We start from the raw sequence: 13,884 nt of genomic DNA, 5'->3' as shown, positions 1-13,884 counted from the left end.
GACCCTCTCGCCACCCAACAAACCACCGGCAAACCCAAATCCAACAGGCTGCTAGACGGTACCGATGCGGAGATCATGGCCGAGGTGCGGCGAGTGACGGCGCCAGTGGAGCGGGCGGTGCTTGCCGCCGACATCCGCCGCTTCCTCGCCAACCATCCCGGCAGCCTGGCCGATGCCGCCTTCCTCCGCCATCTCGAGCCGGATATCGACCCTTCGGCGAACGGGTAGTCGACGGCGGCCTGGCTGCGGGAGATCCTCCGGCTGCTCGGGCAGCCTTAGATCAGGTTCAGGTCCTGCCCGATCGCGGCGAGTTCGTCGCGGACGGTGGTGAAGACGTCGTTCGCCTCCGCCTGCACATCCTGCCGCCAGCCATCGATCAGCGCCTGGAAGACCTGCGGATCGCCGCCGTCGCTGTCGTAGATGCTGCGGAGGGCGAGAAGCTGCGGATCCGTCGTCCCCGTCTCCGGCACGGTGAGCTCCGGCTCCGGCGAAGCAGCCGCCGTCGCGGTGCTGGTGGCATAGAGCCCCGGCGCATGCTGGGCGGCATCGAGCTGGGCAAGGCCGGCGATGCTCGCCTGCGGCGAGAGGTCGGCGCTCTTGCCCGGCAGCAGCACGATGTCGCCGCGGTTCTCGTAGTTCACGGTCAGGCTGTTGATGGTCGCCAGCGCCTGCTCCTCGGTGAGGCCGGGCAGCTCCTCCGCAGCCTTGCAGGCGGCGAGGTTCGCCAGCGTCGGGTCGGCCCGCAGCACCGCGCCGATCTCCGCCCGGTGGGCGCCGAGCGCCACGGCCGGGTCGTCGGCGATGACGAAATTGGTGATCCGCGCATCCTCGCCCGCCGGCAGGATCGCGCCCGGCGAGCCGAAGGTCACGGCGTCATAGGTCACGCCCGCCTGGTCGGGATGCGCCGCCATGTATTGCTGCGCGAGCGACCCGCCGAGGCTGTGGCCCGTCACCACGACCTGGTCGTAGCGCCCGCTCGCCGCAGCCTGGTCCACCGCCTGGAACAGCGAGGTGAAGTCCCCGTAGTCGGCATTGATGTTCTGCAGGTCGTTCAGGCTGTCCTGCTGGTCGTCGCTGCCGCGAAAGGCGATGATGAGGCTTTCCTGGCCGTCCACCACGCCCTCGGTCACCAGCGCGGCCGAGTTGTCGCTCTGGTAGAGGCCACCCGCGAAGCTCTGCCCGGCGCCGAGGGCAACGGGCAGGTCAGCGGCAGGCGTGAAGCCGGCGGGCAGCGCCACCGGGGTATTGGAATAGGCGTTGAGCGAAAGCTGCGCGAGCGCAGCGTCTGTCGCTGTCGTCACTGGGTCTCTCCTGCGTTGCAGCCGCCCGCCACCGCGGGGGCGAGGAGCCCGCCCAAGGCAGGCCCCGCCGGCTTATCCGGGGCGAGGCCCGGCGCGGCTTTCGCCGAGAGAACACGCGGCCCTCGCCCCGGGTTCCGCGGTCAGCGCTTGGCGAGTTCCAGCCCGTGCTGCTCGCGGACGGCGTGGAAGCGGAGCATCGGCCATTCCTCCTCCGCCCGCTTGCGCCGCCAGTCGGAGCCGAAGAAGGCGACGAGCGCGCCGTCATGGTCCTCGCCCGCATCGCGGCGGTTCGTGGCGGCGAAACGATCGAGCGCGGCGCGATCGTCACCGGTGACCCAGCGCATCATCTGCCACATCGTGTCGTCGAAGCCGGCCGGCACGCCATATTCGACCTTGAGGCGGCTCTGCAGCACATCAAGCTGCAGCTGCCCGACGACGCCGACCACGGGGTTCGACCCGTCGAGCGGGCGGAAGAGCTGCACCACGCCCTCCTCGGCAAGCTGCGAGAGCGCCGTCTTCAGCTTCTTCGCCAGCATCGGGTCCTCAAGCCGGACATGGCGCAGGATCTCCGGCGCGAAGCTCGGCACGCCCCGGAAGTTGATCGCCTCGCCCTCCGTCAGAGTGTCGCCGATGCGCAAGGTGCCGTGATTGGCGACGCCCACCACGTCGCCGGGCCAGGCCTCCTCCGCCACCTGCCGGTCTTTGGCGAAGAAGAAGAGGGGGGCGTTGACCGGCACCTGCTTGCCGGTGCGGACCTGCTTCAGCCGCATCCCCTTCACCAGCCGCCCGGAGCAGAGGCGGACGAAGGCGACGCGGTCGCGGTGGTTCGGGTCCATATTGGCCTGGACCTTGAAGACGAAGCCGGTCAGCGCCGCCTCGCCCGGCTCCACGGGCCGGGCATCGGCGCTGCGGCTCTGCGGCGGCGGGGCGTAGCGGGCGAGGCCGTCCAGCAGGTGGCCGATGCCGAAGTCGCGCAGCGCGCTGCCGAAGAAGACCGGGGTGAGGGTGCCCTGGCGGAAGGCCTCCAGGTCGAACTCGGGGCAGGCCGCCTCGGCGAGCCCGACCTCCTCCGCCAGCGCCGCAGCGCGCTCCGGCCCGACCAGCTCCGCCAGCTTCGGGTCGTCCGGGCCGGAAAGCGAGACGGCCGAGCGGTCATCCGCATCGACGGGGAGGAAGTGCCGCGCCAGCATGTCCCAGGTCCCGGCGAACTCGCTCGCCCGCCCGACCGGCCAGGCGACGGGGGCCGCGTCCAGCGCCAGCGTCTTCTCGATCTCGTCGATCAGCTCGAAGGGGTCGCGCGCCTCGCGGTCCATCTTGTTGACGAAGGTGATGATCGGGATGTCGCGCAGCCGGCAGACCTCGAAGAGCTTCCGGGTCTGCGCCTCGATGCCCTTGGCAGCGTCCAGCACCATCACGGCGGCATCGACGGCGGTGAGCGTCCGGTAGGTGTCCTCGGAGAAATCCTCGTGGCCCGGCGTGTCCAGGAGGTTGAAGATCAGCCCGCCGCGCTCGAAGGTCATCACCGAGGTCGCAACGGAGATGCCGCGATCCTGCTCGATCTTCATCCAGTCTGACCGGGTGCGGCGCGCATTGCCCTTGGCGCGCACGGCCCCCGCCAGTTGGATGGCGCCGCCGCGCAGCAGCAGCTTCTCGGTCAGCGTCGTCTTGCCGGCATCGGGGTGGGCGATGATGGCGAAGGTGCGCCGGCGCCCCGCCTCGGCCGAAACCTGGTTCGGTGCCGTGGCGGAGAGCTCGGCCGGGGTCATTGCGTCCACGGGCGCGTCTCTTGAAAATGGGGGTCTGTTCCCCTCGATCTAGGCGCCCAGGCGGCGAAAGGCCAGAGCCAGTGGACAGGCCGGGCCGGCGGCGCGATCCTGGCCGGCAAGCGGGCAGGGGATGGGTGCGGGGCGCAGAGGGGCCCCGGCATCGCGCCGCTGCGGGAAAGGGATGCCATGCTGACGCTCGGCTACAAGGCCTCGGCGGAACAATTCGCGCCGGCGACGCTGCTGGAATTCGGCATCCTCGCCGAGGAGGTGGGCTTCGATTCCTGCTTCATCTCCGACCATTTCCAGCCCTGGAAGCATACCGACGGCCATGCGCCCAACTCGCTGGTCTGGCTCGGCGCGCTCGGGGCGCGGACGCAGCGGCTGGTGATGGGGACGAGCGTGCTGACGCCCACCTTCCGCTACCACCCTTCCATCGTCGCACAGGCCTTCGGCACGCTGGGGTCGATGTATCCCGGCCGCGTCATCCTCGGCATCGGCACGGGCGAGGGGCTGAACGAGGTGCCCTCCACCGGCGCGCCCTGGCCGGAGTTCAAGGAGCGCTTCGCCCGGCTGCGCGAGGCGGTGCAGCTGATGCGGAAGCTCTGGTCGGAGGAGCGCGTCAGCTTCGAGGGGCAGTACTACCGCACCGACCGCGCGACGATCTACGACCGGCCGGAGCATATGGTGCCGATCTATGTCGCCGCCGCCGGCGCCCTCGTCGCCAAATATGCCGGCCGCGCCGGCGACGGCTTCATCTGCACCAGCGGCAAGAAGCGGGAGCTCTATACCGAGACGCTGCTGCCCAACCTCGCCGCCGGGCTCGAGGCGGCCGGTGCGCCGAAGCCAGGCTACGACCGCATGATCGAGGTGAAGGTCTCCTTCGACACCGACAAGCAGAGAGCGCTGGAGGATACCCGCCACTGGGCGGCGCTGGCCCTGTCGCCCGAGGAGAAGATGTCGGTCGAGGACCCGGCGGAGATGGAACGGCTGGCCGATGCCCTGCCGCTCGAGCGCGCCGCCAGCCGCTGGATCGTCTCCTCGGATGCGGAGGAGCATGTCGAGCGCATCGGCGAATATGTGGCGCTCGGCTTCAACCACCTCGTCTTCCATGCGCCGGGGCCGGACCAGGCGCGCTTTCTCCGCCTCTATGGAGAGCAGGTCTTGCCGCTGCTCCGCCGCCGCTTCGGCTAAACCGTGCAACGGCTGGAAATGCATGCGCTGCCCGGCCTGCCGATGGTGCGGGCGGGGGACGACCTCGTCGCGCTGATTGAGGCCGGGCTTGCCCGCGCCGGCCTCGCGCTGCGCCGCGATGACGTGCTGGTGCTGGCGCAGAAGATCGTCAGCAAGGCCGAGAGACGGAGCGTTTCGCTCGCCTCCGTCACGCCATCGGCGGAGGCGCTGGCGCTGGCGGAGCGGGTGCAGAAGGACCCGCGCTTCGTCGAGCTGGTGCTGTCGGAAAGCCAGCGCGTGGTGCGCGCCCGGCCCGGCCTGCTGATCGTGCAGCACCGCCTCGGCTTCGTCATGGCGAATGCCGGGATCGACCAGTCGAATCTCGGCGAGGAGGGGCATGCGCTGCTGCTGCCGCGTGACCCGGACGGCAGCGCCGCGGTGCTCTCGGCGCGCCTTGGCTGCCCGGTCGTGATCACCGACAGCTTCGGCCGCGCCTGGCGCCGCGGCACGGTCGGCGTCGCGATCGGCGCGGCGGGGCTGCCCGCACTCTGGGACCTGCGCGGCAGGCCGGACCTCTTCGGCCGCAAGCTGCAGGTCAGCATCAGCGGCTTCGCCGACGAGATCGCCGCTGCCGCCTCCCTGCTGCAGGGCCAGGGCGCCGAGGCGCAGCCGGTGGTGCTGGTGCGCGGCCTCGAGTGGGACGCCGCGCCCAACCCGGCCGCCGCCCTGCTGCGGCCCGAAGCCGAGGATCTCTTCCGATGATCGTCGCGCTCTCGGGCGGCATCGGCGGCGCCAAGCTGGCGCTCGGCCTGAGCCATTGCCTGCCGCCGGACGAGCTGCTGGTCGTCGCTAACACCGGCGACGACTTCGAGCATCTCGGCCTCAGCATCTCGCCCGACATCGACACGCTGACCTATGCGCTCGCGGGGCTCGACAACCAGGAGCTCGGCTGGGGCCGCCGCGACGAGACCTGGGCCTTCATGGAGACGCTGGCGAGCATCGGCGGCGAGACCTGGTTCCGCCTCGGCGACCGCGACCTCGCCCTGCATATCGAGCGCACGCGCCGTCTCCGTGCCGGGGAAGGCCTCACCGCCATCACCGCCGATATCGCGCATCGCCTCGGGGTGCGGCCGCGCATCCTGCCGATGAGCGACGATGCGGTGCGCACCCGGATCCTGAGCGAGGGCGGCTGGACCGGCTTCCAGGACTGGTTCGTGCGCGACCAGACGCGGCCGCCGGTGCACCGCATCGAATTCGCAGGTGCCGCCGAGGCGCGGCCGAACCCGCTGCTGCTGGAGGTACTGGGCGCCGGCCCGCGCGCCGTGGTGATCTGCCCGTCCAACCCCTTCATCAGCATCGAGCCGATCCTGGCCCTGCCGGGCCTGCGCGAGGCCATTGCCGGCTGCGGCGCCCCGGTCACCGCCGTCTCGCCCATCATCGCCGGCCAGGCGGTGAAGGGGCCGACCGCGCGCATGTTCGAACAGGCCGGCATCGCGCCGAGCGCCGCCGCCGTCGCCGCCCGCTATGCCGACCTGCTGACCCATTACGTCATGGAACCCGGCGACGACGCGGCGGGCATCGCCGCCCGCATCCTCCGCGCGCCGACGCTGATGCGGAGCCTCGAGGACAAAATCGCCCTCGCGCGCGTGGTGCTGGGCGCGGCATGATCTGGGCCATCCTGCCGGTGAAGGAGCTGGCGGGCGCGAAGCAGCGCCTCTCCCCGGCGCTCGCTCCGGCGCAGCGCATGGCGCTGATGCAGGTGATGATCGAGGAGGTGCTGGCAGCGCTCCTGGCAGCCCGCGGCCTCTGCGGCGTGGCGCTGGTGACGCTCGATCCCTGGGCGACGGCGCTGGCCCGACGCAGCGGCGCCCGCGTGCTGACCGAGGGCGCGCGGGACGGCCATACCGGCAGCGTCACCGCCGCCGCCCGGGCTCTGGCCGCCGAGGGCGCGGGCAGCATCATCACTCTCCCCGGCGACATCCCCGCCGTCACGCCGGCCGAGATCGAGGCCGTGCTCGCCGCGCATGGCGAGGTGCCGGCCTTCACCATCGCGCCTGCGCATGACGAGCTCGGCTCGAATGCCGTGGCGATGTCGCCGCCCCTCGCCGTGCCGCTCCGCTTCGGCGAGGACAGCTATGTCCCGCATCTCGCCGCGGCCCGCGCCGCGGGTATCGTGCCGCGCACCGTCCTGCTGCCGGGGATCGGGATGGACATCGACCACCCCGCCGACCTCGCCGCCTTCGCCCGCCTGCCGGAAGCCGCGGGTACGCGGACCCTCGGCTTCCTGCGGGAGAACGGCCTCACTCCATAGTGGCGCCCGATTCCTCGACGAGCTTCTGCCAGACCTTCTCCTGCGCCCGCATGTACTCGCCATAGGCGGCCGGCGACTCATCCGCGATGGGGGCGAAGCCGATCGGCTCCATCTTCTGGCGGAAGGCATCCGCGCGCACCACCTGCGTGAGCGCGCGATGCAGGATGGCGATGCGGTCCGCCGGCGTCCCGGCCGGCGCATTGATGCCGTACCAGCTCTGCATGTCGATGTTGGAGCCCGGCAGCAGCTCCCTCATCGAGGGCACCTCGCGCAGCTCCGGCACATAGGTGATGCGGTCCGCGCTGCCGACGGCGAGCGGGCGGAAGGCGCCCTCGCGGATGTTGCCGATCGCCGCCGGGATCACGTCGAACATCAGGTCGATATTGCCCGCCAGCAGGTCCTGGAAGGCCGGCCCGCCGCCGCGATAGGGCACGTGGGTGATGTCGACGCCCGCCGCGCGCTTCACCGATTCGATGGTGAGGTGGCTGACCGTCCCGGTGCCGGAGGAGCCCATGGTGAGCCTGCCCGGGTCCTTCTTCGCCGCCACGATCAGCTCCTGGAAGCTCTTGTAGGGGCTGCGGCCGTTGACGATCAGCACGACCGTGCCCGTCGTCACCCGCGTCACCGGCGCCAGGTCGCGCATGGGGTCGAGCGGCATCGACTTGCGGAAGAGGAATTTGTTGGCGCACAGGATGTTCGCCGAGCCGAGCAGCACCGAGTAGCCGTCCTTCTCTGCCTTCGCCACCGCATCGGCGCCGAGGTTGCCGCCGGCGCCGCCGCGATTCTCGACGACGACGTTTTGCCCGAGCGCAGGCTGGAGCTGCTCCGCCAGCAGCCGGCCGGTGAGGTCGACGGCACCGCCGGGGGCGAAGGGCACGACGATGCGGAGCGCGCGCTCGGGGAAGGATTGGGCAAGGGCGGCCCTGGAGGACAGGCCGATGGCGGGCAGGCTGAGGGCGGCGGCCGTCAGCAGCAGGCGGCGTTGAGGCATCTCGCTCTCCGGCAAGAGGTTCGGCGCCCCCATAACGCAGAAGCGCCGAAAAGGCGATCAGCCGCCGACCGGCTCCCGCCGTCTCGGCGCCGTCTGCACCACCGGCGCCAGCTCCGCCGCCTCGAAAGCCGCATGCCGCCGCGCCTCGGGCACCGGGCCGTAGAGCGTCGTCCGTTGGGCCGGCGCGCGGCCGATGGAGCGGATCAGCGCCTCCATGGCGGCGGGCGGGAATTCCTGCCCATGCTGCGTGCCGGCGGCACGGCTGATGCTCTCATTCATCAGCGTGCCGCCGAGGTCGTTCGCCCCGGCCCGGAGCGCCATCGCCGCGCCCTGCGGGCCCATCTTCACCCAACTCGTCTGGATGTTTGGGATATGCGGATGCAGGACGAGGCGCGCGACGCTGTGCATCAGCAGCGCCTCGCGGAAGGTGGGGCCGCGGCGGGCCTGGCCCTTGAGGAACATCGGCGCCTCCATGGCGACGAAGGGGAGGGGGACGAACTCGGTGAAGCCGCCCGTTTCCGCCTGCAGGTCGCGCAGCGCGAGCAGGTGCCGGGCCCAATTCAGTGAGGCCTCGACATGGCCGAACATGATCGTCGCCGTGCTGCGGAGGCCGAGGCCATGCGCCGCCCGCGCCACCGCCAGCCACTCAGCCGTTGTCACCTTGTCCGGGCAGATGATGGCGCGGATCTCGTCATCGAGGATCTCCGCTGCCGTGCCCGGCAGCGTGCCGAGGCCAACCGCCTTGAGCCGCGCCAGGTAGTTGGTGAGCGTGAGGCCGAGCGTCGCCGCGCCCTGCGTCACCTCGAGCGGCGAGAAGGCGTGGATGTGCATCTCCGGCAGCACGGCGCGGATGGCGCGGCAGATGCCCTCATAGGTTTCGCCCGTGTAGTCGGGATGGATGCCGCCCTGGAGGCAGACCTCCGTCGCGCCGCGGTCCCAGGCCTCGACGGCGCGACGGACGATCTCGCCATGATCGAGGTCGTAAGCCGGCCCGCGCAGCACTGCATGCGTGCGGCCCTTGCTGAAGGCGCAGAAGCGGCAGCGATAGGTGCAGATATTGGTATAGTTGATGTTGCGGTTGACGACGTAGCGCACCGTCTCGCCGGAGACTGCGGCGCGCAGCGCATCTGCCGCCCGCGTGACATGAGCGAAATCCGCATCGCGTGCGGCAAAGAGGCGCATGATCGCGGCGGGCTCGAGCCTCGCCCCGCCCGCGGCCCGCTCGACCTCGCGCGCGAGCGCTGCATCCGGCGCCGCAAGGCGCGGCGCGGGCAGGACCGGCGGCGCCAGCTCGCCCGGCGACCAGCGATCCTCGCGCGCCCAGCCCTCGGCATCGCTCGCCTGGCGCAGCCGTGGCGCGACGGCGGGGGAGATCCATTGCTCGGCGGCGCGGACATAGGTGGGGTAGGCGGGGAGGCGCTGGACGAGCACCTTGCCGGCTTCCGCCGTTCGCGCCGCCAGTGCCTCGATCTCCGGCCAGGGCGCCTCGGGATTCACATGGTCGATGGTGACGGGCGAGACCCCGCCCCAGTCGTTCAGCCCGGCCGCGACCAGCTGCTGGTAGATGCCGGGCGAGAGGTTGGGCGGCGCCTGGATGTTCATCGCCGGGCCGAGCAGGATGCGCGCGACCGCGATGGTCCAGAGCAGGTCGCCGAGATTCGGCTCCGCCGCGCCCGCGAGCTTCGTGCCAGGCTTGGCGCGGAAATTCTGGATGATGACTTCCTGGATGTGGCTATGCTCGGCTTGCAGATCGGCGATGGCCTGCAGCGCCTCGATCCGCTCCGCGCGCGTCTCGCCGATGCCGATCAGGATGCCGGTGGTGAAGGGCACGCGCAGGTCGCCTGCCATCCGCAGCACGCCGAGCCTGAGCGCCGGGTCCTTGTCCGGGCTGCCGTAATGCACGCCGCCCGGCGCCGAGAGGCGCGCGCTGGTGCCCTCCAGCATGAGGCCCTGGCTCGCCGTCACCTCGCGCAGCGCGGCGATCTCGTCCCGCATCATCACGCCGGGATTGGCATGCGGCAGCAGCCCGGTCTCCTTCAACACCAGGCCGCACATGGCGGCGAGGTAGTCGATGGTGCTGGCGTAGCCGAGCGCATCCAGCGCCTCCCGCGCCGCGGGCCAGCGCAGCTCCGGCTTGTCGCCGAGGGTGAAGAGCGCCTCCGTGCAGCCGGCCGCGGCGCCGGCGCGGGCGATGGCCAGCACCTCCTCCGGCGTCAGGTAGGGGTTCTGGCCCCGCCGCGGCTTCTCGGCGAAGGTGCAGTAGTGGCAGACATCGCGGCAGAGCTTAGTGAGCGGAATGAAGACCTTCCGCGAATAGGAGAAGAGCCGTCCATGCCCTGCATCGCGCAGGGCCGCGGCCTCCGCCATCAGCGCCGAAAGCGGCCGGTTCAGAAGCGCATCCATCCCGTCACCCTTGCCCGTCCCCCGGGCTCGCCACATCCTGTGGCAGAGCCCTGCGGGACGCAACGCCGCGGGGAAGGAGACGGACAGCATGCAGATCGGCTTCAATGCGCCGAGCGGCGGGCCGCTGGCGACGCCGGAGGCGCTGACCCGCCTGGCCCAGGGCGCCGAGGCGCTCGGTTTCCACTACGCGACCGTCAGCGACCATGTGGTGATCCCGCGCGAGATCGGGGCGAAGTACCCCTACACCGATACCGGCGAGTTCCCGGCCAGCAGCCGCGGCGAGCGGCATGAGCAGCTGACCCAGGCGATGTTCCTCGCAGCAAAGACGGAACGCTTGCGCATCGTCACCTCCGTGATGGTGGTGCCGCACCGCCCGGCGATGCTGGCGGCCAAGATCCTCTCCACCATCGACGTGCTCTCGGGCGGGCGGCTCACGGTCGGCATCGGCGCCGGCTGGCTGCGCGAGGAATTCGAGGCCCTGCAGGCGCCCGATTTCGAGGCCCGCGGCCGTGTGACGGACGAGTACATCCTCGCCGCCCGCGCGCTCTGGACGGAGGAGGAGCCGCGCTTCGCCGGGGAGCATGTGCGCTTCGGCAACATAGGCTTCGCGCCGAAGCCGGTGCAGGATCCGCTGCCCATCTGGGTCGGCGGCGAGAGCGGCCCGGCGCTGCGGCGGGCGGCGCGGCTCGGCGATGGCTGGTATCCGATCGGGACCAACCCGTCCTTCCCGCTCGACAGCCTCGCCCGCTACGGCGCCGCCATCGAGAAGCTGCACGGCCTGGTCCGCGCCGCCGGCCGCGACCCGGCGGCGGTGGCGCTCGCCTACCGGGTGCAGAAATTCGGGCCGGAGGTGCCGGCGAAGGCCGGCGATGGGGAGCGCCGCCTTTTCTCCGGCACACCGACGGAGATCGCGGGCGACCTGCGCGCGCTGCAAGCGCTCGGCGTCGCCGCCGTCGACTTCACCTTCCCCGGCGAGACGGCGGAGGGGGCGCTCGACGCCATGCGCGCCTTCCGCGACACCATCCTGGCGAAGGTCTGAGGGCGATGAAGCTCGGCATCACCATCGGCATGATCCGCGGCGCGAAACCGCAGCTCGAGATGGACCTCGTGCTGGAGGCGGAGCGGCTTGGCTTCGACGCCGTTTGGTGCGGCGAATCCTACGGCACGGATGCGGTGACGCCCATCGCCTGGGTGCTCGCCCGGACCACCCGCATCAGGGCCGGCACCGGCATCATGCAGATGCCGGCCCGCACGCCGACCTGCGCGGCGATGACGGCGATGACGCTGCAGGCCCTGTCGTCCAACCGCTTCCTCTGCGGCATCGGCCCCTCGGGCCCGCAGGTGGTGGAGGGGTGGCATGGCCAGGCCTATGGCAAGCCGCTCGGCCGCACGCGGGAGTATGTGGAGATCATCCGCAGCATCCTGGCCCGCGAGGCGCCGCTCGAGCATGAGGGGGAGCACTACCAGATCCCCTATCGCGGCCCGGGCGCGAGCGGCCTCGGCAAGCCCTTGCGCAGCATCATCCATGGCGACCGCAGCCTGCCGATCTACACCGCCTCCATCACGCCGGGCGGCATGCGGCTCTCGGGCGAGATCGCCGATGGCAACCTGCCGATCTTCATGTCGCCGGAAGGCGCCGATGCGGTGGTCGGGCCGACGCTCGAGGGCATGGCGAAGGCGGGGCGTGGCCTCGAGGGCTACGACATCGCACCTTACACCAAGATTCGCCTGGGCGACGACCTCCAGGCCTGCCGCGACGCGGCGAAGCCGGAACTCGCGCTCTATATCGGCGGCATGGGCGCGCGGGGGAAGAATTTCTACAACGACTACTGCAAGCGCCTCGGCTACGAGGAGGCGGCAGCGACGATCCAGGACGCCTTCCTCGACGGCCGCAAGGCGGAGGCGGCGGCCGCAGTGCCGGACAGGCTGGTTGACGAGATCGCGCTGGTCGGCCCGGCCGACCGCATCCGCGGCCGGCTGCAGGACTGGAAGGCGGTGGCGAAGCAGGGGAAGGTGGGCACCCTCGTCCTCACCGGCGCAACGCCCGAGGCGCTGCGCGTGGCGGCTGAGGCCGTTCTCTAGCTTACTGTCATGTCGCATGGTCCGCGCCTCCGGCCGTTCCGGCCTTCGGCGGTCATGCTCTAGATCCGCCGCGCGGCGGCGACGGCCGCGGCGCTGCCCCCGCCAACGATGCCGCCCCAGAGCCGCGCCAGCCAGCCGCGGCCGGTGCCGAGCAGCTCCGTCGCCTCGTCGCGGTGCTCGACCTCCTCCTGCCGGCAATACTCCAGCAAGGCCCGTACCGCGCCGGCCTCGCCGGTCCCGGGCAGCCGGTCGATCTGCTCCTGGTAGTGGTGGTCGACGAAGGTCTCGACCGCCTCAATCGTCACCTGCACCGCCGCCGGCCCGACCAGCGCCGGCAGGGCCCCGGTCAGCCAGCCGGCCACGCGCCAGATCGGCAGCAGCCGGCTGCGCTGCTCCGGCGCCAGCAGCCCGTCCAGCAGGCGGAGGTGCCCGGCCTCCGTCTCCAGGTGCCGGGCGGCGAAGTCCCGCACCGCCGGGTCGCGCGAGCAGGCGAGGATGCCGCGATAGATCATCACCGCCCCCGTCTCGCCCGCATGGTCGGAGCGGAGGTCGCCGATCAGCAGCGGGTGGCGGGCGGCAAGGCGTGCGATGGTGGCGGCGTCGAGGGTCGGGGCGTGCAGGTCCATGCCGGCGGAGATGGCGCCGCCTGCCGGCGCAACAAGTCCTAGACCTGGACGGGGGCGAATTCCTCCGGCCCCGGCACGTCGGTGTAGAGCCGCCGGAGCTTCCCGAGAAATTCCGGCTCGCGCTTGGCAATCGAGCCCCTCACAGGGTCGCCGCCCGGGAACATCGTGTCCGTCGCCTCGAGGCTGAAGCGGCGGACGAACTCGATCCGCGTGTCGCGCCAGGCGCCGACATCCTCCGCCCCGCCGCCGCGCCGCAGCACGGCCCCGGCAATGACGCCGTCCTCGATCGCCTGGGTGGCGCCCTGGCCAAGCGTCGGCACCATCGCATGCGCCGCAGCGCCGAGGAACAGCACCCGCCCGGCGGCGGCCATCCGCAACAGCGGTGAGTCCTGCAGCCGGGCCCAGTGCATCTGCCCAATGCCGGCGGCGAGGCGCTCCACCATCCAGGCGACGGCGGGGCAGGCCTGGCCGCCCTCCGGCGTATAGAGGGCGCGTTGAAAGGCGGCGGTCTTCGCCTCGGGCGGGATCTCGGCTGTGGCAGAGGCGAGGGGGAAGCCGCCGGCGATATAGGCCGCGCCGCCCGGCAGCCGGTAGGCCAGCAGCCGGGCGTTGCCGTTGAACCACTGGCCGTACTCGTCGAAGGGGCAGTCCGCCGCATCCGGCACCAGCAGCCGCGTCATGGCGATGCCGTGCAGGGCCAGACGCGGCATCCCGGCCACCAGCCGCCGCAGCGCGGAATAGCGCCCGTCCGCCGCGACCAGCAGCTCATAGCCGCGTGGCCGCATCCGGGCGCCGTCCGACGCCTCCAGAACTGGGACGAGGCGGCCGGCCGCATCCTCCTCCACCGCCACCAGCTCCAGCTCGTGATGGGTCAGGTCGGCGACGGGCGCGCGCAACTGCCGGTAGAGCTCCGACCAGCGCAGGCGGATGCCCGGCTCCTCCGCCACCTCGGCGAGCGGCAGGTCGAGGAGCCGCCGCCCCTCCGCCGTCTCGATGATCCAGCGGGTCCAGGGCAGCGAGGCGGCGCGCACCGCCGCATGCCGTGCGGGCAGGTGGAGGCGCAGCGCCTTCATCGCATTCGGCCCGCAATTGAGGCCCGTTCCCGCCTCCTCCTCGTGGCCAGGCGGCATGCGGTCGAAGATGTCGACGGAGAAGCCGGGCCCCTCCGTCAGCATCTCCGCCAGCACGCTGCCGGCGACGCCGCAGCCGATGATGCCGACTCTCATCCCGCTAG

Annotated in this window: 13 protein-coding genes; 7 read left to right on the top strand and 6 right to left on the bottom strand. The window is 71.6% G+C overall.

Features of this window, described 5'->3' with window-relative positions; genetic code table 11:
- Positions 1-228: hypothetical protein (locus AC5JJ1_RS22380; protein ID WP_495787323.1), on the top strand; the 228-nt coding region annotated here is incomplete at its 5' end.
- Between the two features lie 47 nt (positions 229-275).
- Here AC5JJ1_RS22380 and AC5JJ1_RS22375 read toward each other — a convergent pair.
- Positions 276-1,301, bottom strand: a complete 1,026-nt coding sequence (locus AC5JJ1_RS22375) for a Tle-like phospholipase domain-containing protein (protein ID WP_495787322.1) — start codon at positions 1,299-1,301, stop codon at positions 276-278.
- A gap of 140 nt (positions 1,302-1,441) precedes the next feature.
- On the bottom strand, positions 1,442-3,067 hold the full coding sequence (locus AC5JJ1_RS22370) for a peptide chain release factor 3 (protein WP_495787326.1): 1,626 nt from the start codon (positions 3,065-3,067) through the stop codon (positions 1,442-1,444).
- Between the two features lie 186 nt (positions 3,068-3,253).
- On the opposite strand from AC5JJ1_RS22370, the gene fgd reads away from it, so the two are divergent.
- The 4 genes from fgd to cofC are packed head-to-tail and all read left to right on the top strand — an operon-like array spanning position 3,254 to position 6,548.
- On the top strand, positions 3,254-4,258 hold the full coding sequence (gene fgd / locus AC5JJ1_RS22365; protein WP_495787321.1) for a glucose-6-phosphate dehydrogenase (coenzyme-F420): 1,005 nt from the start codon (positions 3,254-3,256) through the stop codon (positions 4,256-4,258).
- Positions 4,259-4,261: 3 nt separating this feature from the next.
- Positions 4,262-4,999 (top strand): coenzyme F420-0:L-glutamate ligase, encoded by a 738-nt coding sequence (gene cofE, locus AC5JJ1_RS22360; protein ID WP_495787320.1) that lies wholly within the window; start codon positions 4,262-4,264, stop codon positions 4,997-4,999.
- Positions 4,996-5,904: a 2-phospho-L-lactate transferase gene (cofD, locus tag AC5JJ1_RS22355; protein ID WP_495787319.1), complete on the top strand. Its 909-nt coding sequence runs from the start codon at positions 4,996-4,998 to the stop codon at positions 5,902-5,904. Before cofE ends, cofD begins: the two co-directional genes overlap by 4 nt.
- Positions 5,901-6,548, top strand: coding sequence for a 2-phospho-L-lactate guanylyltransferase (gene cofC, locus AC5JJ1_RS22350; RefSeq protein ID WP_495787318.1), 648 nt, complete (start codon positions 5,901-5,903; stop codon positions 6,546-6,548). The genes cofD and cofC overlap by 4 nt, the downstream gene beginning before the upstream one ends.
- On the opposite strand, the gene AC5JJ1_RS22345 is transcribed toward cofC, so the two are convergent.
- Together AC5JJ1_RS22345 and cofH are read right to left on the bottom strand one after the other, a co-directional pair.
- Positions 6,538-7,539 carry a Bug family tripartite tricarboxylate transporter substrate binding protein gene (locus tag AC5JJ1_RS22345; RefSeq protein ID WP_495787317.1) on the bottom strand — a complete coding sequence of 334 codons (1,002 nt, stop codon included), beginning with the start codon at positions 7,537-7,539 and terminating at the stop codon, positions 6,538-6,540. The two genes, cofC and AC5JJ1_RS22345, sit on opposite strands and share 11 nt — an antisense overlap.
- A 57-nt stretch (positions 7,540-7,596) precedes the next feature.
- Positions 7,597-9,942, bottom strand: a complete 2,346-nt coding sequence (gene cofH, locus AC5JJ1_RS22340; RefSeq protein WP_495787316.1) for a 5-amino-6-(D-ribitylamino)uracil--L-tyrosine 4-hydroxyphenyl transferase CofH — start codon at positions 9,940-9,942, stop codon at positions 7,597-7,599.
- 88 nt (positions 9,943-10,030) lie between these two features.
- Here cofH and AC5JJ1_RS22335 point away from each other — a divergent pair, with 88 nt between their 5' ends.
- Both AC5JJ1_RS22335 and AC5JJ1_RS22330 read left to right on the top strand, forming a co-directional pair.
- Positions 10,031-10,981, top strand: a complete 951-nt coding sequence (locus AC5JJ1_RS22335) for a TIGR03619 family F420-dependent LLM class oxidoreductase (RefSeq protein ID WP_495787315.1) — start codon at positions 10,031-10,033, stop codon at positions 10,979-10,981.
- A gap of 5 nt (positions 10,982-10,986) precedes the next feature.
- Positions 10,987-12,024: an LLM class F420-dependent oxidoreductase gene (locus AC5JJ1_RS22330; protein ID WP_495787314.1), complete on the top strand. Its 1,038-nt coding sequence runs from the start codon at positions 10,987-10,989 to the stop codon at positions 12,022-12,024.
- 59 nt (positions 12,025-12,083) lie between these two features.
- Here the strand turns inward: AC5JJ1_RS22330 and AC5JJ1_RS22325 are convergent, their stop codons facing one another.
- Positions 12,084-12,650 (bottom strand): demethoxyubiquinone hydroxylase family protein, encoded by a 567-nt coding sequence (locus tag AC5JJ1_RS22325; protein WP_495787313.1) that lies wholly within the window; start codon positions 12,648-12,650, stop codon positions 12,084-12,086.
- 38 nt (positions 12,651-12,688) lie between these two features.
- Positions 12,689-13,876 (bottom strand): FAD-dependent oxidoreductase, encoded by a 1,188-nt coding sequence (locus tag AC5JJ1_RS22320; RefSeq protein ID WP_495787312.1) that lies wholly within the window; start codon positions 13,874-13,876, stop codon positions 12,689-12,691.
- Between the last annotated feature and the right edge of the window lie 8 nt (positions 13,877-13,884).

It is taken from the genome of Belnapia sp. (assembly GCF_059504005.1).
Note: the sequence above shows the minus strand (reverse complement) of the source record. Positions and strands in the feature narration are given on the sequence as shown.

Excerpts from the sequence above, each read along its gene's own strand:
- cofD (WP_495787319.1), top strand. The coding sequence starts at position 4,996 with ATGATCGTCGCGCTCTCGGGCGGCATCGGCGGCGCCAAGCTGGCGCTC.
- cofC (WP_495787318.1), top strand. The coding sequence starts at position 5,901 with ATGATCTGGGCCATCCTGCCGGTGAAGGAGCTGGCGGGCGCGAAGCAG.
- AC5JJ1_RS22320 (WP_495787312.1), bottom strand. The coding sequence starts at position 13,876 with ATGAGAGTCGGCATCATCGGCTGCGGCGTCGCCGGCAGCGTGCTGGCG.
- AC5JJ1_RS22370 (WP_495787326.1), bottom strand. The coding sequence starts at position 3,067 with ATGACCCCGGCCGAGCTCTCCGCCACGGCACCGAACCAGGTTTCGGCC.
- fgd (WP_495787321.1), top strand. The coding sequence starts at position 3,254 with ATGCTGACGCTCGGCTACAAGGCCTCGGCGGAACAATTCGCGCCGGCG.
- cofH (WP_495787316.1), bottom strand. The coding sequence starts at position 9,942 with ATGGATGCGCTTCTGAACCGGCCGCTTTCGGCGCTGATGGCGGAGGCC.
- AC5JJ1_RS22325 (WP_495787313.1), bottom strand. The coding sequence starts at position 12,650 with ATGGACCTGCACGCCCCGACCCTCGACGCCGCCACCATCGCACGCCTT.
- AC5JJ1_RS22345 (WP_495787317.1), bottom strand. The coding sequence starts at position 7,539 with ATGCCTCAACGCCGCCTGCTGCTGACGGCCGCCGCCCTCAGCCTGCCC.
- AC5JJ1_RS22330 (WP_495787314.1), top strand. The coding sequence starts at position 10,987 with ATGAAGCTCGGCATCACCATCGGCATGATCCGCGGCGCGAAACCGCAG.
- AC5JJ1_RS22335 (WP_495787315.1), top strand. The coding sequence starts at position 10,031 with ATGCAGATCGGCTTCAATGCGCCGAGCGGCGGGCCGCTGGCGACGCCG.